This window comes from Bacillus sp. ABP14, from assembly GCF_001831375.1.
In the GTDB taxonomy this organism is placed as follows: Bacteria; Bacillota; Bacilli; order Bacillales; family Bacillaceae_G; genus Bacillus_A; species Bacillus_A paranthracis.
Window position 1 is genome coordinate 2,224,558 of the sequence record NZ_CP017016.1, and the last position, 20,033, is coordinate 2,244,590.

Below are 20,033 nucleotides of genomic sequence, written 5' to 3' on the forward strand. Positions count from 1 at the left end.
AGTGAACAATTATGGTGAAAGCAAGGAAATTAGCCTCCTAAAATAAAAAGAAAATTTTAGGAGGCTATTAAAATGAAGTTTCACGTAATTGATAGGGAAAATTGGAATAGAGAGCAGTATTTTGAACACTATTTAGAATTAAAATGTACGTTTAGTATGACAGTAAATGTTGATATTACGCTTTTGATAAAGAAAGTACATCAAAAGGGAATTAAATTTTATCCGACTTTTATTTATATAATTTCGAGAATAATAAATAAACATAAAGAATTTCGAACATGTTTTAACGATGAAGGAGTTTTAGGCTATTGGGAGGAAATGATCCCGAGTTATACAATCTTTCATAAAGATGATAAGTTTTTTTCAAGTATATGGACGGATTATTCAAGTGATTTTCGCATTTTCTATAAAAATTATGAAAAAGATATGAGATGTTATGCTAGTGTTCATGGTCTTTTCACGAAAGAAAATATTCCGCCTAATGTATTTCCGATTTCAAGCATACCTTGGACTAGTTTTACTGGATTTAATCTTAATATTAATAATGATGGTGATTTTCTATTACCGATTATAACTTGTGGGAAATATTTTAATGAAGAAAATAAGATTATGCTACCAGTTTCATTGCAAGTTCATCATTCGATTTGTGATGGATATCATGCGAGTCGATTTATAGAAGATTTACAGGAGTTAAGTAATAGTTGCAACGAGTGGCTGAAATAAAAACTAATTTTAAATTATATACAAGTGAAAATAAATAATAGAAGAGATCATGTTTATATTGCATGGTCTCTTTTTTATTCATCTAAAGAACAGTGGAAAATATAGGTTGATTTGTAGTTTAATAATAAGTAGAGTGATTAATTTTAATTTTCTTTATTTTATAACTGTATTGTTTACAAAAATATTATCTTGTAATAATAAAGGGGAAAACAAAAATGACAATAATATCTATAGAAAAAGCTACAATTTTAGATACAGAAAAGTTAACAGAAATAATGACAAGAACATTTGATGAAGAAGCAAAACGATGGTTATGTGGTCAAGGTGATGTTATTGACTATAACATCCAACCACCAGGGTATTCTTCAGTAGAAATGATGAGATATTCAATCGAAGAATTGAATTGTTACAAAGTGATAATGGATGGAAAAATAATCGGGGGAATTATAGTTACGATCTCAGGTAAGTCATATGGCCGGATTGATCGTATTTTTGTAGAGCCTGTTTATCAAGGAAAAGGAATTGGATCAAATGTTATTAAATTAATAGAAGCGGAGTATCCAAGCATAAGGATTTGGGATCTTGAAACATCTAGTAGACAACTTAATAATCATCATTTTTATAAAAAGATGGGTTACCAAACAATTTTTGAATCAGAAGATGAGTATTGTTACGTGAAAAGAATAGGGACGAGCTCAAACAAAGAAAGTGTATTTAAAAATGAAGACATGAAAAATAGCCAATATGAAAACTGTAACTTGGAAAATACCGAGTATTATCAAGTAAATTTAAAAAATAGTTCATTTATTGGTAGTAATATAATGCATATGAATATGAGTAATTGTAATGTAAGCCAATCTAAGTTTAGAAATATAAACTTTAAAAGATCTTTATTTGCAGATTTAAATCTTTCTGGCAGTAAATTTAGTTTGGTGACTTTAGGTGGAGTTCAATTTAAAGATACAAGTCTTGGAGATGAGAAGGAACCTATTTTATTTGATAATTGTGATTTACAAGGTAGTGTAATACATAATAGTAACTTGAAGAATATTGAAATAGAAAATTGTGATATAGCCGGTATGAAAGTAAATGGTATTCCAATGGAAAAGCTGCTTGCATTATATAATAAAGTAAAAAGTTAACCTTAATGTAGATAAGTTTGTTCGTAAATCTAATATTATGCCGAAATAATTATATAAAAATAACATAAAGAAATAAAGGAGAGAAGGGGTTTCATGCAGGAGGTTAGAATGAATATATGTATTGTTAAGAATATGGAGGGAAGAAAATATGACGATCAAAGTAAGAGCAGTAGAAATACAAGATGCCAGAGCGATTCACCGTATATGCATACAAGATGACGTTTTACCTTATATGGTTTTCTTACCTAGCATGCGTGTAGATGCGATGGAAAATAGAATTCGAAATTTAGCACCAAATCAATTTGAATTTGTCGCAGAGTATGATGGGGAAGTTGTAGGATTTGTTGGGTTAACCCAAAGTCCTGGACGTAGATCTCATTCGGGTGATTTGTTTATCGGGGTAGATAGTGAATATCATAATAAAGGCATTGGAAAAGCTCTTCTTACAAAAATGCTTGATTTGGCTGATAATTGGTTAATGTTAGAGAGAGTAGAACTAGGTGTTTTAGAAACGAATCCTAAAGCGAAAACTCTATATGAAAAATTCGGATTTGTAGAAGAGGGAGTAAAGATAGGAAATTTGAAAGCTCACGGAAAGTTTATTAATGAAATTATGATGAGTCGTTTTAGACCTGATGGTTTAATTGTACATAATGGATAGTGAAAGCATGACAGTATAATGTCATGCTTTTTTATTAGAATTTGGTTGTAATAAAAATAATGCAAGACCAATAAAAATAACTGTAATGCCTAGTCCTTGTTGTAAAGAAATAGTCTCATTTAATATAAAGTACGCTAGTATACAAGTCCCAATTGTTTCTCCTAAAATGCTCATGGAGATTACAGTAGCACTCATCCATTTTAATAACCAATTAAAAATCGTTTGCCCTAAAATCGTAGCAATAAATGCTAAGCCAATAAAGCACAGCCAAGTTTGTGTAGAGTAGTGGATGAAAGATTCGTTTTGCATGTAAGAGAATACACCAAGAAAACAGGCACTACTCCCATAACTAATTATCGAATACGGTATAAGTGATAAATCTTTACGAACATATTGGCTAATGAAAAAGTATGCGGTAATAATTCCGGCCGCAATAAACGCTAAAATATCTCCGTATAAAGCTTCTCCACTAATTTGGAAGTCTTGCCATCCGATAACGATACTTCCTGAAATAGCGATGAGACAACCGATAATCGCACCTCTCGCAAACTTCTCCTTGAATAAAAAATAACCACCAATCATTGAGAATAAAGGTTGTAACGTTACGATAACAGTAGAGCTTGCTACAGAAGTATATTGTAACGATTCAAACCATAGTACATAATGTGCAGCTAAAAATAGCCCAGAAATGAATCCGAATCCCCATTGTCTTCTTGTTATTGTTTTTAGTTCGTTTCGATTGTTTCGATTAAAAAGTAATAATGGTAACAGAATTAATGCAGCGAAAAATAATCGATAAAAAGCAATGATAGTTGCAGGAGCATCTGCCAATTTTACAAAAATCGCTGAAGTTGATAAGGCGAATACACCGAAAAATAAGATGCAATATGAAAGAATAGGTGATTTCAAAGTTTGTCCCTCCGATAGATTGTCTAATATAATAAACTAAATATGATAAAATGTACAAAGGTAAGTATATAAGTCTCGGAGACGATAGAAAAGGATTATTTGCCTTTGTTTAGTAAGTCAGCACAAAAGCGATAAAATATATATTATGATGGACGAAGGAAGGATTTACTATGATACATGATAGGCTTGGACAAACTGTATTAAGTTATCGTAAGAAAAATAAGATGACAATTCGCGAATTTGCGGATTATGCAGGAATTAGTACTTCATTAATTAGTCAAATTGAACGAGGACATGCGAATCCCTCGTTAAGTGTATTGGAATTAATAGCGAAAGCGTTAAATGTACCGCTATTTACACTATTTATTAATGAGATTGATACAGATTCACTCATTTCTAAGAAGAAAGATAGAAAGAAAGTATATCGAGAAAATAACGATCACATCGTATACGATGTATTAACACCTGATTTTATGAAAGCGCGTATTGAAATGTTAATGATGGACCTAAATAAACAAGCAAATACAACGGAAAATCACTATTCACATGAAGATAAAGAAGAAATTGCTGTTGTTATGAAAGGAGAAGTTTATGTGGAGTTAGAAGGAAAAGAGTACTTCTTAGAAGAAGGAGATGTTGTACGTATCCCACCAAATGTGAAACATCGTTTTTTGAATAAAAGTGATGAATCCAATCATATTTTATTTGTATTGACGCCATCTTTAGGATGAGTATAAAGTGATTTTTATTACGGGGGATAAAAAGATGGAAAATAAAACTGTTTTAAAAGGTGGCTTGTCAATTGATTGGGATTTTGGACATGTCTTTAAATTCTCATATAGTTACTTTGATCATATTAAGAGGGCTCCAAAATATAAAGATATAACTTTAGAGAAATTCCGATTTGTTATGAAGACGTAATGAAGCCTAATGGTCTGTATTAAGGTACAAAAATATAAATTTATTTGTTGTTAGTATATTATTTTAAAATATGTAAGATTTTACATGAGTATTTTACTTTTACTAATTATGTAAATAGGCTATACTAAAATACATACATTTTAGTATTGGAGAGAGAAATAAAACGACATGGAATTAGTAAAATTGGAAAAAGTAATTGAAATAAAGAAAGAAGAACTTTTATATTTAGTATCAGATTACGGAATTCAACATGAAAAAGTATTGGCATTAAGTCAAGAAATAGACAAATTAATTAATTACTTTATGTTTTTAAAATAGGAAGAACTATGACATGATGTGAAAATGTTATAGTTCTTTTTTATTTGGAAATTCAGATGTATATTCTATATACTAATAATAGATGGAATATTCTGTTTTATGAGAGGGGAATATATGATATTACATGCACACATTTCAGGTGAAGGAGAACCAATTGTACTTTTACACTCTGGAGGTATGACAGGTTTAGTAGAATATGAAGAGCAGGCAGCACTTTTTGGAGAACAAAATTATCAAGTCATTCGCCCTGATTTAAGAGGGCATGGAAAATCAGGGGGGACATTGGAGAATTATTTCCTACGTTCTGTAAAGGATTTATATGATACGTTAGAGCATCTACAAATTGATAGATGTCATATAGCTGGTGTTTCACTAGGAGGATTAGTCGCTTTATTATTTGCAAAAAAGTATCCAGAGAAAGTGAGAACATTAACTTTTTCAGGTATATTTCCAGTTAAGAGGGATAATTGGGAAGAGTCTCTGGAGTATGAAGCGAAGTGTCATCAGCAATTGATGAAAAATGAAGAAGTTATAACGTATATGAATCAAATTCATGAAAAAAGTGATTGGAAAGCATTGCTTGAATCGTGGCAAGTTAAAGATTGGTATCCTTTCGATGAAACTGGTGATGTAGCGAATCTTCAAATACCTACACTCTGTATTGTTGGGGGAGATTCAGAAGATGAAGTTACAGCTGCTACAACGTTCAAACAATTAAACGGAAATGTTCATATTGCCGTTATTCCGTTTGCCGGTCATTTAGTACATAATGATCAACCGAAAATCTATTCGGATATATTGTCTAATTTCTTACAGAATGCGCAAGTTGCTAGTCGAATATAAGGACTTTTGGGTATAATAATAAAGGAATTATTAATTGTATCGGTTAGGAGCGCAATACATATGAAAACAGTTGTTGTCATCGGTGGAGGTATAACGGGACTTTCTACTATGTTTTATTTAGAAAAATTAAAAAAGGATTATAATATAGATTTAAATTTAATCCTTGTAGAAAAAGAAGAGTACTTAGGTGGGAAAATCCATAGTGTAGAAGAAAAGGATTTTATTATGGAATCCGGAGCAGATTCTATCGTTGCTCGTAATGAACATGTCATGCCGCTTATAAAAGATTTAAATTTAGAAGAAGAAATGGTGTATAATGAAACGGGTATTTCTTACATATATTCTGATAATATTTTACATCCAATTCCTTCTGACACTATATTTGGGATACCGATGAGTGTCGAGTCGTTGTTTAGCAGTACGCTAGTATCAACGAAAGGGAAAATTGTTGCTTTAAAAGATTTCATAACGAAAAATAAAGAGTTTACAAAAGATACTTCTCTTGCTGTATTTTTAGAAAGCTTTTTAGGGAAAGAGTTAGTAGAAAGACAAATTGCTCCGGTGCTTTCAGGTGTATATTCTGGTAAATTGAATGAGCTTACTATGGCGTCTACACTACCGTATTTACTGGATTATAAAAATAAATATGGAAGTATTATTAAAGGTTTTGAAGAGAATAAAAAGCAGTTTCAATCAGCAGGAAATAAAAAGTTCGTATCATTTAAAGGTGGATTATCTACGATTATTGATCGTTTAGAAGAAGTGCTGACTGAGACGGTTGTTAAGAAGGGTGTTGTAACGACAGCTGTAAGTAAACAAGGTAATCGCTATGAAGTCTCCTTTGCAAATCAAGAATCAATCCAAGCTGATTATGTTGTTTTAGCAACTCCGCATGATATCGCAGAAACTTTATTACAGTCTAATGAGTTAAACGAGCAGTTTCATACATTTAAAAATTCATCACTTATAAGTATTTACTTAGGATTTGACATACTAGATGAACAATTACCAGCGGACGGCACAGGATTTATCGTAACAGAAAACAGTGATTTACATTGTGATGCTTGTACATGGACAAGCCGGAAGTGGAAACATACATCTGGAAACCAAAAGCTATTAGTGAGAATGTTTTATAAGAGTACGAATCCGGTATATGAAACGATTAAAAATTATAATGAAGAAGAACTAGTACGAGTCGCTTTATATGATATTGAAAAGAGTCTCGGAATTAAAGGTGAACCAGAAGTAGTTGAAGTGACAAAATGGAAAGATTTAATGCCGAAATATCATTTAGAACATAATCAAGCAGTTCAAACATTACAAGAAAAAATGACGGATCTATATCCTAATGTATACTTAGCAGGTGCCTCATATTACGGTGTCGGTATTGGTGCGTGTATTGGAAATGGAAAGAACACTGCAAATAAGATAATTGCAACATTAAATGAACCGACAAATTAATATAGCATACATATATAAATAAAATGTCCCTTCGTTATGCTGGAGGGACATTTTATTTATTTCACTTGAATTGAGATCTTTTTATTCGTTGTATGATTTTCAGTAATCATTAATGTTATGTTACCGGATTCTTTAAATGAATATGATGAGAGTTGATAAAGCTCTTTTATACCATGTTTCTCTTTTAATTTATTGGCAGGAAGTAATGTTATATTCGGTTTCCATGTTTCCTGTTTACCTGAAGGATAGTTTACTATTATTTCTGGATTATTTAATTGCATTGGTTTCCAAGAGGCAAAATGTAGCTTAACTTCTGTATCTTTTTTTAGTAATTCTTCTGAGAAATATCCAAGCTCTCCAACGTTACCGAAAACAGTAAAGTTTTGATTTTGTAATGTGATATCTAGATGTTTAGGTTGATATGTTGCTGCGTGATAGATTCCATATGAAAGAGAAAGAGTAGCGGCGATTAAAATGCTGATTAAAAATGTTTTAAAGCTATTGCCTTTAAAACTAGTCATCATAAATGAGTTTGGAGTGAACTTTTTTGCGAATAAAAATATGAGTAATATGAGTAAGAGGGATAAACCGATGAATATATACAAAGGAAATTTACACCTCCACAATAAAATAATGTATTGACTATATTTTACCATAAATGTATGGGGTAGGGTGTTGTTTTAGAAGGGAAAAGTGAGTATGGAATAAAGGGATGATCAGTGTACTATAATCATCTCTTTATTTTTCGCATCAAGTAAATGCAAGAAGGGTTACTCTTAGTTCGTATTGAATTAAGAGGGTAGGCTACTCTTGAAATATTTGATTAATGGGACATTGAGGACTTTCCTAATTATAAATATGTTTTCTGCTATAATGAATAAGTAGAAAGAAAGGAGTGATCCTATGGCATTTCCTATATTAGAAACAGAACGTTTGCGTTTAGTTGAAATAGAACAATCTTATTGTCAAAAAATATATGAAATCTTTTCATTGGATGAGGTAACATGTTATTACGGTATGAATTCTTTTACAGAGTTTGGACAAGCTTCACGTATGATTGAATCTTTTTCAAAAAATTACTTTGAGAAAAAGGCAATACGATGGGGGATTGTATTAAAAGAAACAAATACTTTAATAGGTACAATTGGATTAAATAATTTACAATTATGGAGTAAACGATCTGAAATTGGATATGACTTACATCCTCGTTATTGGGGGAATGGTTATGCGTCAGAAGCAGCCAGGGAAATTATTCGTTATGGATTTCAAGATTTAGGCTTATTTAGAATTGGTGCTATTACATACCCTGAAAATGTTACTTCTTGCAAAATGTTATCTAAAATAGGCTTTCATAAAGAAGGATTATTACGTGGATATATTCATCAAGGAAATAAGCAACATGATGCATTATTGTATTCTATAGTTCGAACGGATGTTGAAGATATAAATTTATAATAAAAAACCCCTCTTAAATAAGAGGGGTTAAGTAAAAAATTAACCTAACTTAGGTAATAAACGTTCTCCGCTTTTCATGCTACTTTTACATAAAGGGCATTTAGGCTCTTCTTCAAATGAAAAGTTCTTTCTCATCCATCCTAAACAATCCTCTGCTTCACATTCCCAGACAGGGGTTTGTTCTGGTGGTACTTCTGCTACATCGTTCTTTCGATTGCGATACATGTAACCACTCCTTTTATGTAAAAAATTTTAGTTATATATTAAAAAGGTTGTTAACCGTGCTGGTAACAACCTTTTTATTGTTTGAATTATAGCTTTACAACGTTTTTAGCTTGAGGTCCACGGTTACCGTCTTCAACTTCAAAGCTAACTTCTTGACCTTCGTCAAGAGATTTGAAGCCGTCGCCAGTGATAGCTGAGAAGTGAACGAATACGTCGTTGCCACCTTCAACTTCGATGAAACCGAAACCTTTTTCGCTGTTAAACCATTTTACTTTACCTGTTAATGTCATGGTAATGCCTCCTAAAAATTAAAAAGATTACAATATGTTCGGCCTTATTTGAATGAAAAATAAAATTTCACATATTATCAAAAACCCATAAGGAATATAAAATGTTCCTGATTGATGCTTGATAATATGCAAAGAAAATATACTGTTAAATTGACCTTAATTACTATCTTACAACAAATGGTGGGAAATAGCAAGTGCTGGTAATACCAGTCTGAAATAGGATGGTAAAAGACACAAAAACATCTCTTTTATTTATATATTATTCCTAATTTTGGTTTATGCAAAATCATGTAAAAAATGGAGTGAAATATTATTAATAGGTCACTTGTGGTAAAATATGGTTGTTAACTGGTGGGAATTAAATATTAATAAAGGAAAAGGAGGAAAGAGAGTGAAAAATAATTCATTTAAAATAATTGAAGCAGCAAAAACAGGGAGAAAAAAAGTCCATCCAATCTTTGCTGTAATATTAGCCATTATATTTTTGACTTTAGGTGAACTATTTATGTTGTTTATGTTATTTTTACCGAAAGTTGAAACAACATTCATGAAAGGGATTTATGATAATATTAGAATGCTGTTAACATTTGGAGGAGCTATACTCATTTTATTTATATGGATTCGTTTTGTAGAAAAAAGGCCATTTTCATCCATTGGTTTTTGGAAAGAGAAATGGATGAAAAAGTATTTAAAAGGTGCGTTAATAGGGTTTGTATTTATTTCAATACCAGTTATTTTGCTGTTACTAATGGGAAGTGTAAAATTACAAGTACAACATATTACCTCAACGGTAATAGTAGGTATATTAGGATCCTTAGTTGCATTTTTAATACAAGGGGCAACTGAAGAAATTATTGTGCGAGGTTGGTTATTCCCGGTTCTTTCTATTAGAGGTCGTATATGGGTTGGAATAATTGTTACTTCTTTTTTATTTGGATTTCTTCATCTCCTTAATCCGGGAATTACAATATTATCTATATTGAATATAATATTAGTTGGAGTATACGCAGCTTTATACGTATTGAAAGAAGATGGTCTATGGGGAATATGTGCATGGCACTCAATTTGGAATTGGGCGCAATATAATGTATATGGTTTCGCCGTTAGTGGTACAAATGTGTATTCCACTCCAATTTTTAAGTCTATAACAAATGGACCAGAAATATTGCATGGAGGCACATTTGGTATTGAAGGCAGTATCATTACAACAATAATGCTCTCCATCGCTTCAATTGTTTTATGGAAACAGTTATGGGGGAGAAAAGCGAAATAAAGAGATTTTAGTTAATGAAAGAGGGAGAAACTATGGGGATTATAGCATTTGAGGGAGCGAGTGCGGTTGGTAAGAGCACAACGTGTCGTGAGTTAGAAAAGAATTATGGTGCTTATATTATACCTGAAGTGAATTTATTATTTGAAAGACCAAAAAATGAACATAGAACATGGTATTTTGAAAAACAAGTAGAGCGCTGGAAAATAGCAATGCAGAAGTCAGAGCAATATAAATTAATAATACTTGATGGCGACATTTATCAACCACTTAGTTATAATTGGTGTTTCCATTTTGAAGTATTTGATCAGCCATTATCTTTAATAGAAAACTTTTATAAAGAAAAGCTGATACATAGGGAAATTGGTTTTCCTGATCAATATTTTTATTTATATACGAATGATGAAGAACTTAGAAAACGGAAAGAATTTGACGAGACAAAAAGAAGAAGAAACTTTGAAAAGCATTTACATATATCAAAAGCGTTTCAACGTTATTATGAAAATTTAAATACCGTTACAGACGGGTACTGTAAATTAATTGAGGCAAAAAGTGTAAAGTCGAATGAATTAGAAATTGTGAAAAGTTTAAACAGTTTACATGTGTGTGAAGAGAGTCGTTTTGATGTTTCAAGATTAGATGCGATTACGAAGTGGTTAAAAGAAAATCGCGCATAAAAAGAACGAGTACCTTATAAGGTACTCGTTCTTTTTATGCATATTGAATATGTAAGTTCGTTTCATAAATTGTTTTTAAAATTTGTAAGTTTGCTTGTTCATTTTTATGAATAGCATTTTTATATTTAGGTAAGAAAAGTTGAGAAGGATAAACTGGGAGTTCACCGCAAATATCAATACCATAAATAGATTTATTCATAATTAGAGAATGAATAAATTGTAAAAGTCTAGATAATTTCATGTGCCCTTGATCCCAATTGGTAATAGTAACTTTTGGATCTAAAACATCTTTATCAATGCTTACATATATTGTTTCTGTATGAATATGTGAAAGTATTGTATGTATAGATACTTCATGTGATATATCAATTGGAAAAATTTCTACGTATGGACAATCATTAGAATGAATTGTAAGAGAAGAAGGCCCAATAATGATTACCTTCTTTAAATTATCATTATTTCGAAGAGAAAATGATACCCAAGATCCACAGGAAATAAGAGTCTGTTCATTTGCTTCCTTTAAGTTCATATCAGTATGATGATCAAATAGTATAAGGGTAAAAGGTTTGTCTATTTCTTCTAGTAATAAGTAAGATACATAATGATAATTTCCAGACCCTATAAAAGTAACTCCCTTTTTCTTTCTACGATTTAATGCCCTTTTTATATGCATTAAAGAGGGATTTTCGCAATATAGATTTGCGTGTTCTAAATGAGTAAAATCAATATCTTCATGTGAATAAGAATGTAGTTTATTTTGTAATAAATACGTATCATCAAAGTTTAAAAATGTTAAACCGTTATGCAATAAACTCATATTTATTCATCTCCTTTATATTTAGGCTAGCATATATTTTTATAAATTTAAAACGAAATGCTTAGAGGTGGATCGCATTTGAAAAAGATGGGGAATTTTTACAGAATAATCTTTCGATTTATAAAGAAAAGAAATATAATATGAGGAAATACATATGTGGTTTAGAAAATATGAAATGGGATATACGGGAGGCAACAAGCAAGATGAAAACATTATTTAAAATAATAGGTATTATAGCTGGTATGGCGGTAATTGGTGTAGGTGTAACGTATGGTATGCTGTATTATTTGAATAATAGTAAACCAGCTGCAAAAAAGGTATCACCAGCGGCGCCGGCTGCAGAAGTACTCGCTGATAGCAATGTAAAAGCTGAAGATGCAAAGGTTTTAGAAAATGGCAATCATTCATTGTCAAATAGCGGATTTAATAAAAATTTTAAATGGACTGATGAGAATATACAGATAGCATTACATGAAATGGCACATCAAAAAACGAAAGCTGATCAAAAGTGGGGCTATATTTTTATTACACAAGAACGTATTGAAAGTTTACTTGATATTGTAAAGAGCAATGATCTAGTACAAGGAAAAACATATGCAGATATTTTAGAGAGATGGAAACAAGGAAAATATGAAAAAATGGATGCGGATCACAACAAGATTTGGAAATTACAAAGTGGAAATTTAGGCGAAGGAAAAGGTGTAATGTCAGAAGCCGAACAAAAAGAGTTAATTAATCAAGTGTTTATGCAAAAAGGTACATATTCAGGTAGTAAATTAATTGCAGGTGGGGGACAGACTAATAAATAAGAGGATATGTTGAAACACCTTTGTTGTCATTATTACAAAGGTGTTTTTTATTGACACAAGAAATAAATGGGAATATGATTCATATATGAAATAAATTAGAGGGGCTTAAATATACATATGAATAACAGAGAGCTTTACGGTAATATTCGTGATGTTTATCATTTACTCCAAAAAAATCTAGATAAGGCAATTGAACAGTATGATATAAGTTACGTACAATTTGGAGTGATTCAAGTACTCGCAAAATCTGGGAAAGTATCTATGTCAAAGTTAATTGAAAACATGGGATGCGTTCCAAGTAATATGACAACAATGATTCAACGGATGAAGCGTGATGGTTACGTAATGACAGAGAAGAACTCGAATGACCAACGTGAAACGCTCGTTTATTTAACTAAAAAAGGTGAAGAGACGAAAAAGCAAGTAGATGTGCAATATAGTGATTTTTTAAAAAAGAATTGTGGTTGTTTTACGAAAGAAGAAGAGGGGCTTTTAGAGGCTCTATTATTAAAGTGGAAGAAGCACTTGAATTAAATATAGTAAAAATGTAACATTCTGTTACATTTTTATTTATATAAATACTTCATATGTGAAATAAAAACTAGTACAGTGAAAATTAAAGAAGGGATAATAATAAATAATTATTTCATATATGAAATAAAGGGGAGTTATATATGGAGTTAAAGTCAATGATACGTATTTTGGCAATTGTAGCTTTTTTTGTTGGATTAGATTCATTATTAGTCGCACCTTTATTACCAGTAATTACAGAAACAATTAGTATCCCTGATGGGAGTGGAGGGTTATTAATTACTATTTATGCACTTTGTTATGGAATAACTGCACCCATATTTGGAACGATGTCTGATAGAGTTGGAAGGAAACGTATGATCATAATAGGATTTACTATTTTCTCTATTTCTACATTTTGTACGGGATTAGCGAAGAGTTTTGAAATTCTTTTATTATTTCGCGGCCTAACAGGTTTATCTGGTGCAATGATTATGCCAAGTGTTTTTGCATTAGTAGGTGATAAAGTTACATATGAGTCAAGAGGAAAAGCGATGGGAACGATTATGGGAGCAATGATAGGTTCAACAGTCATTGGAGTACCTATAGGTGCATTTTTATCTGAAGTAGGAAATTGGCAATGGACATTTTATAGTATAGGACTATTAACTTTATTTCTTACATTACTAGTCAATCACATATTAAGAAATGAAAAACAGAGAAATGATGTGCATGTTTCTATAGTGAAAACGCTAGGTGCACAATTTAAAATGGTTTCAGTTTTATTTGCATTATTAGCAACTTTTCTATGGACAATTGGATTACACGGCATGTTTTCATACATAGGTGTTTATTATGGGGATAATTTTGGCCTTTCCGTTGGTGAAATAGGTATTGTAATCTTTTTGGCGGGAGTTGGTAGTGTAGCTGGTAACATTTTGGGTGGGAAGTTAGCTGATAAAATAGGAAAGAAGAATGTTATATCCATTGCGAGTATTGTAACCTCAATAAGTGTAATATTATTCTCGCTTTCCATAGAAAATCTAGTAATTGCAATTACTTTACATATCATTTGGAGTTTATTTATTGGATTTGGCCAAGCATCACTAACGGCACTAATTTCAGAATTAAAACCAGCTGTGCGAGGGACTGTAATGGCATTAAATAGCTCTGCCATGTATATTGGGATGACTATTGCTTCTGGCATAGCGTCACTTGCCATAAGTAATGGATTTCCGTTTTCTTCTTTAGGAACAATCTGTGCAATTGCTAGTTTACTTGTCCTTCCAATCATATTTGTTCTAGTTAAAGAAAAAACATCACCTAATAAAAAGAAGATGACTATATAAGTAGTAGTAAAGAAAACGTGGGTTGATATTCTTTAAAGGATTTCAACTCATGTTTTCTTTCATATTATTTTATACTTTCATAACCTTTAAGAGTGAAAGAAACGACTGTACTACAGGGGAAATCCATCTAGATTTATGATAGATTATATGGCTTTGAATAACTGTTGGAGTTTCAATAGGCTGAAAACAGAGTTGCTCTTTTTGACAACTTTCTTGTACAACGATGTAAGGAAGAATTGAAATTCCTAACTCACACATAACAGATTGTTTAATAACTTCAACGTTGGACGTTTCAAATGTTTTAGCTGGAATATTCCCGCTTTGACGTAAAAAACGATCTACCATTGGTCTATAACCGCAGCTTTGTTCGGTAAAAATAAACTGAGTATCCTTTAATAAATAAAATGGGTTAGAGTGTATACAGTAATGGGGAGGTAAAATCCATCCAAATGTTTCATTACTAAAAGTGCGTGTAATAAAATCATTATGTTCTATACTTTCTCCAATTATGAAGACGACGTCTGTTTCTCCTTCACGTAATTTTTGTAATGCTTGTTCGTTTGTGTTTGTTTCAAGTACGATATTTACTTTCGGATTTTTCTGTTTATAAGCGCGTAATAATTGTGGTAAACGGTACACTGCTAATGATTCGTTTGATGTAATACTCAATGTACCTTCTAATTGATCGGTATTTTGAGGGATTTCTTGCGCTTTTTCATAAATTGCAAGTAATTCTAAAGCATAAGGATGAAATTGATGACCTGCTTTTGTAAGAAGTACTTTTTTTCCTAACCGATCGAAAAGAGGAATATGTAAATCGTTCTCTAATGCTTTCATATGCGCTGTAACTGTAGATTGCGCATAACCTAATGCATGAGCAGCTTTAGAAAAACCACCATACTTAACAATCGCACAAAATGTTTTAACGTGTCTCATTTCCATAAACAATCCCTCTTTTATTATCATGATTTGTGAATGATTATATCACGTATTTCAATTTTCCAAATGATTAAATTCCTTATAAAATGAAATTGTAGAAATATTTATTCATTTAACATTGGAGGAGAAAAGATGAGTGAAAAGGGCTATCATGTAGCTGTTGTTGGGGCTACGGGTGCAGTAGGTCAGAAAATTATTGAACTGTTAGAAAAAGAAACAAAGTTTAATATAGCTGAAGTTACGTTACTTTCGTCAAAAAGATCAGCTGGTAAGACAGTACAATTTAAAGGGCGAGAGATCATTATACAAGAAGCAAAAATAAATAGCTTTGAAGGGGTAGATATTGCCTTTTTTAGCGCTGGAGGAGAAGTTTCTAGACAATTTGTAAATCAAGCTGTCTCTAGCGGTGCCATCGTCATTGACAACACAAGCGAATACCGAATGGCACATGATGTACCGCTCGTTGTTCCGGAAGTGAATGCGCACACTTTAAAGGAACATAAAGGGATAATAGCAGTTCCGAATTGTTCAGCATTACAGATGGTAACAGCTCTTCAGCCAATACGAAAAGTATTCGGATTAGAACGAATTATCGTTTCCACTTATCAGGCTGTATCAGGTTCTGGTATTCATGCGATTCAAGAATTAAAAGAACAGGCTAAGTCAATACTTGCAGGTGAAGAAGTGGAGAGTACTATATTACCAGCGAAAAAAGATAAAAAACATTATCCAATTGCATTTAATGTACTTCCTCAAGTAGATATATTCACGGATAATGATTTCACCTTTGAAGAAGTAAAGATGATTCAAGAAACGAAGAAAATTTTAGAAGACCCAAACCTGAAAATGGCAGCTACTTGTGTACGTGTTCCAGTTGTATCAGGGCATTCAGAATCGGTTTATATAGAACTGGAAAAAGAAGCTACCGTTACGGAAATTAAGGAAGTATTAATGGATGCACCAGGTGTTATTTTGCAGGATAACCCTAGTGAACAGCTGTATCCAATGCCATTATACGCAGAAGGGAAAATAGATACATTTGTCGGTAGAATTAGAAAAGATCCTGATACACCAAACGGATTCCATCTTTGGATCGTTTCCGATAATTTATTAAAAGGTGCGGCATGGAACTCGGTGCAAATTGCAGAAACGATGGTGGAAGAGGGAATCATTTAGTATGAAGGAAACTAGGGAACTGTTAAAGATTACAGTTTCCTAGTTTTTATTTTATAACTGTTCGCTTTATTCCAGCCGTATTTGATTTGAAAGACAGTAAAAAACATCAAGAATGAATACAGTTTATTTGGTACGATATGGATAAATTCAATAAGGGGGAATTAGATGTATCAAGTAAAGGGGTATTTTTCATCGCTAAAAGGAAGTCATTATGAAATCGGTAAGCAACAAGGGGAATTTGTAAAACAACATCCTTACCTTATTCCGCAATTTATACAGAAAGAAAAGTTAATATCGCATCAGCATTGGACAGAATCTAGGAACATATTACATAATTATTGTCCAGGAATTAATGAAGAGATTGAAGGATTTTGTGAAGTATTAAAAATTCCATCTGAAAATATGATGTATTATTATCAAACACTATTAAAAGCAGGTTGTAGCCATTGTGCTGTTTTACCTAAAAAGACAGATTTAAAGCATACTTATGTATTAAGAAATTATGATTTGTCACCAAAAATAGATGATATGCGTTTTTGTTCAACTCATGTTGAAGGTGCGTATACACATAGTGGCTTTTCTACTCAATATTTTGGCCGAACGGAAGGGGTTAACGAGCATGGATTAGCTATTACATTTTCAGCATGTGGTCAACCAGTAGGAAATATTGAAGGTCTACGAAAGCCAGTAGTAAGTGGTTTACAATGTTTTGCAGTAATTCGACTGTTATTGGAGAAATGCAAAAATGTGCAGGAGGCTAAGTCACTATTAGAAGAAATACCGATTGCTAGTAATATAAATCTAATAGTAGCCGACCCTTTAGATGCAGTATGTATTGAAATATTTGATGGATATAAATCAATAATCACAATTGTTGAGGAAAGCCAAGATTTTATCGTATCAACAAACCATGCAATTAGCTTACCTATTCAAAAACTGAATAGTAGAAGATTAGAACAATCTACAAACAGATATCATACATTGTATGAACATTTAAATCGAAATGAACAAGTGAGTATAGAGTCTTTAAAAGGATTAGTACAAAAAGAATATCCTGCCGGGCTGACGGTGCATAATTATGAAGAATGGTTTGGAACTTTACATTCCGTATTGTTTGATTTGCATGAATGCACAATGAATATTTGTTTCGGGTCTCCACTTTTAAATGACTGGTACTCGTTGGAGGTTGGAGAGAGTCTTCCTTTTTCTGAGGTGAATGTGAACTTTGAAAATAAAACTTATACTGATTTTTGGAGAGAAGAGAATAATAAATTGATTCCAAAAGGGTAAATGGGGTAATATGGTAGCACCCAAGGAGGTTATTTATACTGGAGGGATTACCGATGCTAAACATTTTATTAATGATTGTTTTTATCATTTTTTTAGCCGTTTCCATGTATATTGCGTATCAAAAAAGAAAAAAAGCAGAAATAAAAGGATTGAAGAGTGCATTAACTTCAATTTGTTTCTTTTCACTTGCAATTTTTAATTTGTTCGCATATTGGTTTCAGTTCGGTGGTATGTTGACAGTGCTATTTTCAATCGTATTATTGTTAGTTGGGGCTTATTTTACAAAATATATTCCAATTTCCAAAAAGGTACACTGAAACTTATAGTTAATACTTTATTTCATTATGAAAAGAGATTATTCTACTAGGTCGTTATGAAATGACTTCATAGGATAATCTCTTTTGTTCGTTTAATTTTGTAAAGAATGTACGGTTAGTTTCAATTGTTTAATAAATTCTCGAGTTGCAGCACACATATATTTATCTTTTCTATAAATAAGCCCTATTTCTATTGTTGGAGTAGGATTTTCTATTTTAATAGCTTGAATGTTTGTATTTTGTAAAAAGTCTATATACGGTTTTGGTAAAACTGTAATTCCCATGCCTTTTGAAACCATTTGGATTAAAGATTCCATTGTACTAATTTCTAAAATTGGTTTTGGTTTAAAGTTGAATTTTTGACAATGAGATGTAATTAGTTCGGTTAAAAAGAAATTTTTAGGTAAAAGAATTAAAGGGTAATTCTGCAATTCAGCAATAGATACATGATTATGTTCAGCTAATTGATGACCAGTTGGTACGACTATTATAAGTTCACTTTTGTAGAGAGGGATAGAAATAATTTCTTTATCTTGCACCGGTAGAAATGTAATGCCAATATTTAGTTCGTTTTGTAATAATTTTTCACGAATATCTCCTGTGCGAAGTCCTAATACAGAAAGTTCTATATTGGGATATAAATTATTAAAATTTAAAATAGCTGGTGGTAGTAAGTAATTTACGACGGTTAATAATGATCCAATTGTTAAGGAACCTTGTTGTAATCCGTTTAAATCTTGAATAGCAGAACGGGCTTGTTCAACTTCATGAAAAATTGTTTTACTATGTAATAATAAAATTCTCCCAGCTTCGGTTAAAGATATTTTTTTACCAATTCGATCGAAAAGGGGCATTCCTACTTCATGCTCTAATGCACGTATTTGTTGACTTAGTGAAGGCTGTGAAATATTTAATTTCTCAGCTGCTTTTGTGAAATGTAATTCTTTTGAAACAGCTAAAAAGTATTCAAGTTGTCGTAATTCGATTGGAATCACCTCAAGTATAATAATAGGCTATACCTATCATTATTATATAAATAATTGAATTGAACAATGATTTTAGGGGGTTTATAATCATCTTTATATAACAGAGAGGGTTGTAAAAATTAACCGAGAGAAAATACATGTAACACCTTTAAAGGAGGAAATAGAATGGCTAATGAATATCAATTATTATCTTTAAATATAGGATTACCAAAAGAGGTTACATACGGCGGAAAAGTAATTCATACAGGCATAAATAAGAAACAAGTAAAAGAACCGGTGTTTTTATCCTTTGTAAAATTTAATGGAGATGGTCAAGCGGATTTAGTTCATCATGGTGGAGTAGATAAAGCGGTTTGTGTGTATTCGGGAGAACATTATAGATATTGGGAAAAAGAGTTGAATCAAGTACTTGTATATGGAGCATTCGGAGAAAATATAACAATTAGTGGTATGTGTGAAGAGGATGTTTGTATTGGTGATACATTTCAAATTGGAGAAGCAATTGTACAAGTAACGCAGCCAAGGCAACCTTGTTTTAAATTAGCTAAGAAATACAATATCCCGAAGTTACCACTATATTTTCAAGAAACAGGATATACAGGGTTTTATTTTCGCGTATTAAAAGAAGGATGGGTATCACCTGCTGATACATTAAAGTTACTGAAGTCGGATCTGAAAGGTGTGACAGTAGCTTTTGCTAATCGTATTATGCATAAGGAAAAACAAAATTCGGAAGGGGTGAAGAGGATCTTACAAGTACATGCACTTTCTACAAGTTGGAGAAATACATTTGAAAAGCGAATGAGAGGAGAAGAAATTAATACGAAGGAAAGACTAGAAGGGAAAAAATAATAAAAAATATTTTTTTATAAATGGTGCATTTCTATTAGTAAAAACGAATTAGAAAGCGCTATTTGTATATTATAAACTTATTAATATTCAAAA

The 20,033-nt window shown here is 31.7% G+C and carries 25 protein-coding genes; 18 read left to right on the top strand and 7 right to left on the bottom strand.

What is annotated here, in order from left to right:
* Positions 1-72: 72 nt before the first annotated feature.
* From catA to BGI23_RS11570, 3 genes are all read left to right on the top strand, one after another.
* Positions 73-723 carry a type A chloramphenicol O-acetyltransferase gene (gene catA / locus BGI23_RS11560; RefSeq protein ID WP_070805988.1) on the top strand — a complete coding sequence of 217 codons (651 nt, stop codon included), beginning with the start codon at positions 73-75 and terminating at the stop codon, positions 721-723.
* A gap of 215 nt (positions 724-938) precedes the next feature.
* The gene (locus BGI23_RS11565; protein ID WP_070805989.1) at positions 939-1,865 is read left to right on the top strand and encodes a GNAT family N-acetyltransferase; all 927 of its coding nucleotides are present in this window, start codon (positions 939-941) and stop codon (positions 1,863-1,865) included.
* Between the two features lie 148 nt (positions 1,866-2,013).
* A complete protein-coding gene (locus BGI23_RS11570) occupies positions 2,014-2,526 on the top strand; it encodes a GNAT family N-acetyltransferase (RefSeq protein WP_000153562.1) in 513 nt (170 codons plus the stop codon).
* A 21-nt stretch (positions 2,527-2,547) separates the two neighbouring features.
* Here BGI23_RS11570 and BGI23_RS11575 read toward each other — a convergent pair whose 3' ends face one another.
* Positions 2,548-3,435, bottom strand: coding sequence for a DMT family transporter (locus BGI23_RS11575; protein WP_000841790.1), 888 nt, complete (start codon positions 3,433-3,435; stop codon positions 2,548-2,550).
* 170 nt (positions 3,436-3,605) lie between these two features.
* Between BGI23_RS11575 and BGI23_RS11580 the strand changes: the two genes are divergently transcribed.
* The 5 genes from BGI23_RS11580 (at position 3,606) to BGI23_RS11600 (ending at position 6,978) form a co-directional block, all read left to right on the top strand.
* Positions 3,606-4,166: a helix-turn-helix domain-containing protein gene (locus tag BGI23_RS11580; RefSeq protein ID WP_000581022.1), complete on the top strand. Its 561-nt coding sequence runs from the start codon at positions 3,606-3,608 to the stop codon at positions 4,164-4,166.
* A gap of 34 nt (positions 4,167-4,200) precedes the next feature.
* A complete protein-coding gene (locus BGI23_RS28395) occupies positions 4,201-4,356 on the top strand; it encodes a hypothetical protein (protein WP_167495102.1) in 156 nt (51 codons plus the stop codon).
* Positions 4,357-4,524: 168 nt separating this feature from the next.
* Positions 4,525-4,674 carry an aspartyl-phosphate phosphatase Spo0E family protein gene (locus BGI23_RS11590; protein WP_000424361.1) on the top strand — a complete coding sequence of 50 codons (150 nt, stop codon included), beginning with the start codon at positions 4,525-4,527 and terminating at the stop codon, positions 4,672-4,674.
* 114 nt (positions 4,675-4,788) lie between these two features.
* Positions 4,789-5,517 (top strand): alpha/beta fold hydrolase, encoded by a 729-nt coding sequence (locus BGI23_RS11595; RefSeq protein WP_070805990.1) that lies wholly within the window; start codon positions 4,789-4,791, stop codon positions 5,515-5,517.
* 60 nt (positions 5,518-5,577) lie between these two features.
* Entirely contained in the window at positions 5,578-6,978 is a 1,401-nt protein-coding gene (locus tag BGI23_RS11600) for a protoporphyrinogen oxidase (RefSeq protein WP_044791104.1), read from the top strand.
* A gap of 56 nt (positions 6,979-7,034) precedes the next feature.
* On the opposite strand, the gene BGI23_RS11605 is transcribed toward BGI23_RS11600, so the two are convergent.
* Entirely contained in the window at positions 7,035-7,583 is a 549-nt protein-coding gene (locus tag BGI23_RS11605; protein ID WP_044791105.1) for a hypothetical protein, read from the bottom strand.
* Positions 7,584-7,881: 298 nt separating this feature from the next.
* Between BGI23_RS11605 and BGI23_RS11610 the strand changes: the two genes are divergently transcribed.
* Entirely contained in the window at positions 7,882-8,433 is a 552-nt protein-coding gene (locus BGI23_RS11610) for a GNAT family N-acetyltransferase (protein WP_000885381.1), read from the top strand.
* A gap of 39 nt (positions 8,434-8,472) precedes the next feature.
* On the opposite strand, the gene BGI23_RS11615 is transcribed toward BGI23_RS11610, so the two are convergent.
* Both BGI23_RS11615 and cspD read right to left on the bottom strand, forming a co-directional pair.
* A complete protein-coding gene (locus BGI23_RS11615) occupies positions 8,473-8,658 on the bottom strand; it encodes a cold-shock protein (RefSeq protein WP_000286198.1) in 186 nt (61 codons plus the stop codon).
* A gap of 86 nt (positions 8,659-8,744) precedes the next feature.
* The gene (gene cspD, locus BGI23_RS11620; RefSeq protein WP_000176368.1) at positions 8,745-8,948 is read right to left on the bottom strand and encodes a cold-shock protein CspD; all 204 of its coding nucleotides are present in this window, start codon (positions 8,946-8,948) and stop codon (positions 8,745-8,747) included.
* Between the two features lie 391 nt (positions 8,949-9,339).
* On the opposite strand from cspD, the gene BGI23_RS11625 reads away from it, so the two are divergent.
* Positions 9,340-10,221 carry a CPBP family intramembrane glutamic endopeptidase gene (locus BGI23_RS11625; RefSeq protein WP_070805991.1) on the top strand — a complete coding sequence of 294 codons (882 nt, stop codon included), beginning with the start codon at positions 9,340-9,342 and terminating at the stop codon, positions 10,219-10,221.
* A 14-nt stretch (positions 10,222-10,235) separates the two neighbouring features.
* Positions 10,236-10,895, top strand: a complete 660-nt coding sequence (locus tag BGI23_RS11630) for a nucleoside/nucleotide kinase family protein (RefSeq protein ID WP_157441031.1) — start codon at positions 10,236-10,238, stop codon at positions 10,893-10,895.
* 34 nt (positions 10,896-10,929) lie between these two features.
* Here the strand turns inward: BGI23_RS11630 and BGI23_RS11635 are convergent, their stop codons facing one another.
* Complete coding sequence (locus tag BGI23_RS11635; protein ID WP_070805992.1) at positions 10,930-11,712, bottom strand: arginase family protein; 783 nt, start codon at positions 11,710-11,712, stop codon at positions 10,930-10,932.
* Positions 11,713-11,915: 203 nt separating this feature from the next.
* Here BGI23_RS11635 and BGI23_RS11640 point away from each other — a divergent pair, with 203 nt between their 5' ends.
* From BGI23_RS11640 to BGI23_RS11650, 3 genes are all read left to right on the top strand, one after another.
* Entirely contained in the window at positions 11,916-12,521 is a 606-nt protein-coding gene (locus BGI23_RS11640) for a PRK06770 family protein (protein WP_070805993.1), read from the top strand.
* Between the two features lie 117 nt (positions 12,522-12,638).
* On the top strand, positions 12,639-13,055 hold the full coding sequence (locus BGI23_RS11645) for a MarR family winged helix-turn-helix transcriptional regulator (protein ID WP_070805994.1): 417 nt from the start codon (positions 12,639-12,641) through the stop codon (positions 13,053-13,055).
* 140 nt (positions 13,056-13,195) lie between these two features.
* On the top strand, positions 13,196-14,380 hold the full coding sequence (locus BGI23_RS11650; RefSeq protein WP_070805995.1) for an MFS transporter: 1,185 nt from the start codon (positions 13,196-13,198) through the stop codon (positions 14,378-14,380).
* 69 nt (positions 14,381-14,449) lie between these two features.
* Here the strand turns inward: BGI23_RS11650 and BGI23_RS11655 are convergent, their stop codons facing one another.
* The gene (locus tag BGI23_RS11655) at positions 14,450-15,322 is read right to left on the bottom strand and encodes a LysR family transcriptional regulator (protein WP_070805996.1); all 873 of its coding nucleotides are present in this window, start codon (positions 15,320-15,322) and stop codon (positions 14,450-14,452) included.
* Between the two features lie 129 nt (positions 15,323-15,451).
* Between BGI23_RS11655 and BGI23_RS11660 the strand changes: the two genes are divergently transcribed.
* The 3 genes from BGI23_RS11660 (at position 15,452) to BGI23_RS11670 (ending at position 18,102) form a co-directional block, all read left to right on the top strand.
* On the top strand, positions 15,452-16,495 hold the full coding sequence (locus BGI23_RS11660; protein WP_070805997.1) for an aspartate-semialdehyde dehydrogenase: 1,044 nt from the start codon (positions 15,452-15,454) through the stop codon (positions 16,493-16,495).
* Between the two features lie 165 nt (positions 16,496-16,660).
* Positions 16,661-17,785: a C45 family autoproteolytic acyltransferase/hydrolase gene (locus tag BGI23_RS11665; RefSeq protein ID WP_070805998.1), complete on the top strand. Its 1,125-nt coding sequence runs from the start codon at positions 16,661-16,663 to the stop codon at positions 17,783-17,785.
* Between the two features lie 53 nt (positions 17,786-17,838).
* Positions 17,839-18,102, top strand: coding sequence for a hypothetical protein (locus BGI23_RS11670; protein ID WP_000932119.1), 264 nt, complete (start codon positions 17,839-17,841; stop codon positions 18,100-18,102).
* A 92-nt stretch (positions 18,103-18,194) separates the two neighbouring features.
* On the opposite strand, the gene BGI23_RS11675 is transcribed toward BGI23_RS11670, so the two are convergent.
* On the bottom strand, positions 18,195-19,097 hold the full coding sequence (locus tag BGI23_RS11675; RefSeq protein WP_070805999.1) for a LysR family transcriptional regulator: 903 nt from the start codon (positions 19,095-19,097) through the stop codon (positions 18,195-18,197).
* A 156-nt stretch (positions 19,098-19,253) separates the two neighbouring features.
* Between BGI23_RS11675 and BGI23_RS11680 the strand changes: the two genes are divergently transcribed.
* The gene (locus tag BGI23_RS11680; RefSeq protein WP_070806000.1) at positions 19,254-19,940 is read left to right on the top strand and encodes an MOSC domain-containing protein; all 687 of its coding nucleotides are present in this window, start codon (positions 19,254-19,256) and stop codon (positions 19,938-19,940) included.
* The last annotated feature ends 93 nt before the right edge of the window (positions 19,941-20,033 follow it).

Excerpts from the sequence above, each read along its gene's own strand:
- catA (WP_070805988.1), top strand. The coding sequence starts at position 73 with ATGAAGTTTCACGTAATTGATAGGGAAAATTGGAATAGAGAGCAGTAT.
- BGI23_RS11565 (WP_070805989.1), top strand. The coding sequence starts at position 939 with ATGACAATAATATCTATAGAAAAAGCTACAATTTTAGATACAGAAAAG.
- BGI23_RS11570 (WP_000153562.1), top strand. The coding sequence starts at position 2,014 with ATGACGATCAAAGTAAGAGCAGTAGAAATACAAGATGCCAGAGCGATT.
- BGI23_RS11580 (WP_000581022.1), top strand. The coding sequence starts at position 3,606 with ATGATACATGATAGGCTTGGACAAACTGTATTAAGTTATCGTAAGAAA.
- BGI23_RS28395 (WP_167495102.1), top strand. The coding sequence starts at position 4,201 with ATGGAAAATAAAACTGTTTTAAAAGGTGGCTTGTCAATTGATTGGGAT.
- BGI23_RS11590 (WP_000424361.1), top strand. The coding sequence starts at position 4,525 with ATGGAATTAGTAAAATTGGAAAAAGTAATTGAAATAAAGAAAGAAGAA.
- BGI23_RS11595 (WP_070805990.1), top strand. The coding sequence starts at position 4,789 with ATGATATTACATGCACACATTTCAGGTGAAGGAGAACCAATTGTACTT.
- BGI23_RS11600 (WP_044791104.1), top strand. The coding sequence starts at position 5,578 with ATGAAAACAGTTGTTGTCATCGGTGGAGGTATAACGGGACTTTCTACT.
- BGI23_RS11610 (WP_000885381.1), top strand. The coding sequence starts at position 7,882 with ATGGCATTTCCTATATTAGAAACAGAACGTTTGCGTTTAGTTGAAATA.
- BGI23_RS11615 (WP_000286198.1), bottom strand. The coding sequence starts at position 8,658 with ATGTATCGCAATCGAAAGAACGATGTAGCAGAAGTACCACCAGAACAA.
- cspD (WP_000176368.1), bottom strand. The coding sequence starts at position 8,948 with ATGACATTAACAGGTAAAGTAAAATGGTTTAACAGCGAAAAAGGTTTC.
- BGI23_RS11630 (WP_157441031.1), top strand. The coding sequence starts at position 10,236 with ATGAAAGAGGGAGAAACTATGGGGATTATAGCATTTGAGGGAGCGAGT.
- BGI23_RS11635 (WP_070805992.1), bottom strand. The coding sequence starts at position 11,712 with ATGAGTTTATTGCATAACGGTTTAACATTTTTAAACTTTGATGATACG.
- BGI23_RS11640 (WP_070805993.1), top strand. The coding sequence starts at position 11,916 with ATGAAAACATTATTTAAAATAATAGGTATTATAGCTGGTATGGCGGTA.
- BGI23_RS11645 (WP_070805994.1), top strand. The coding sequence starts at position 12,639 with ATGAATAACAGAGAGCTTTACGGTAATATTCGTGATGTTTATCATTTA.
- BGI23_RS11650 (WP_070805995.1), top strand. The coding sequence starts at position 13,196 with ATGGAGTTAAAGTCAATGATACGTATTTTGGCAATTGTAGCTTTTTTT.
- BGI23_RS11655 (WP_070805996.1), bottom strand. The coding sequence starts at position 15,322 with ATGGAAATGAGACACGTTAAAACATTTTGTGCGATTGTTAAGTATGGT.
- BGI23_RS11660 (WP_070805997.1), top strand. The coding sequence starts at position 15,452 with ATGAGTGAAAAGGGCTATCATGTAGCTGTTGTTGGGGCTACGGGTGCA.
- BGI23_RS11665 (WP_070805998.1), top strand. The coding sequence starts at position 16,661 with ATGTATCAAGTAAAGGGGTATTTTTCATCGCTAAAAGGAAGTCATTAT.
- BGI23_RS11670 (WP_000932119.1), top strand. The coding sequence starts at position 17,839 with ATGCTAAACATTTTATTAATGATTGTTTTTATCATTTTTTTAGCCGTT.
- BGI23_RS11680 (WP_070806000.1), top strand. The coding sequence starts at position 19,254 with ATGGCTAATGAATATCAATTATTATCTTTAAATATAGGATTACCAAAA.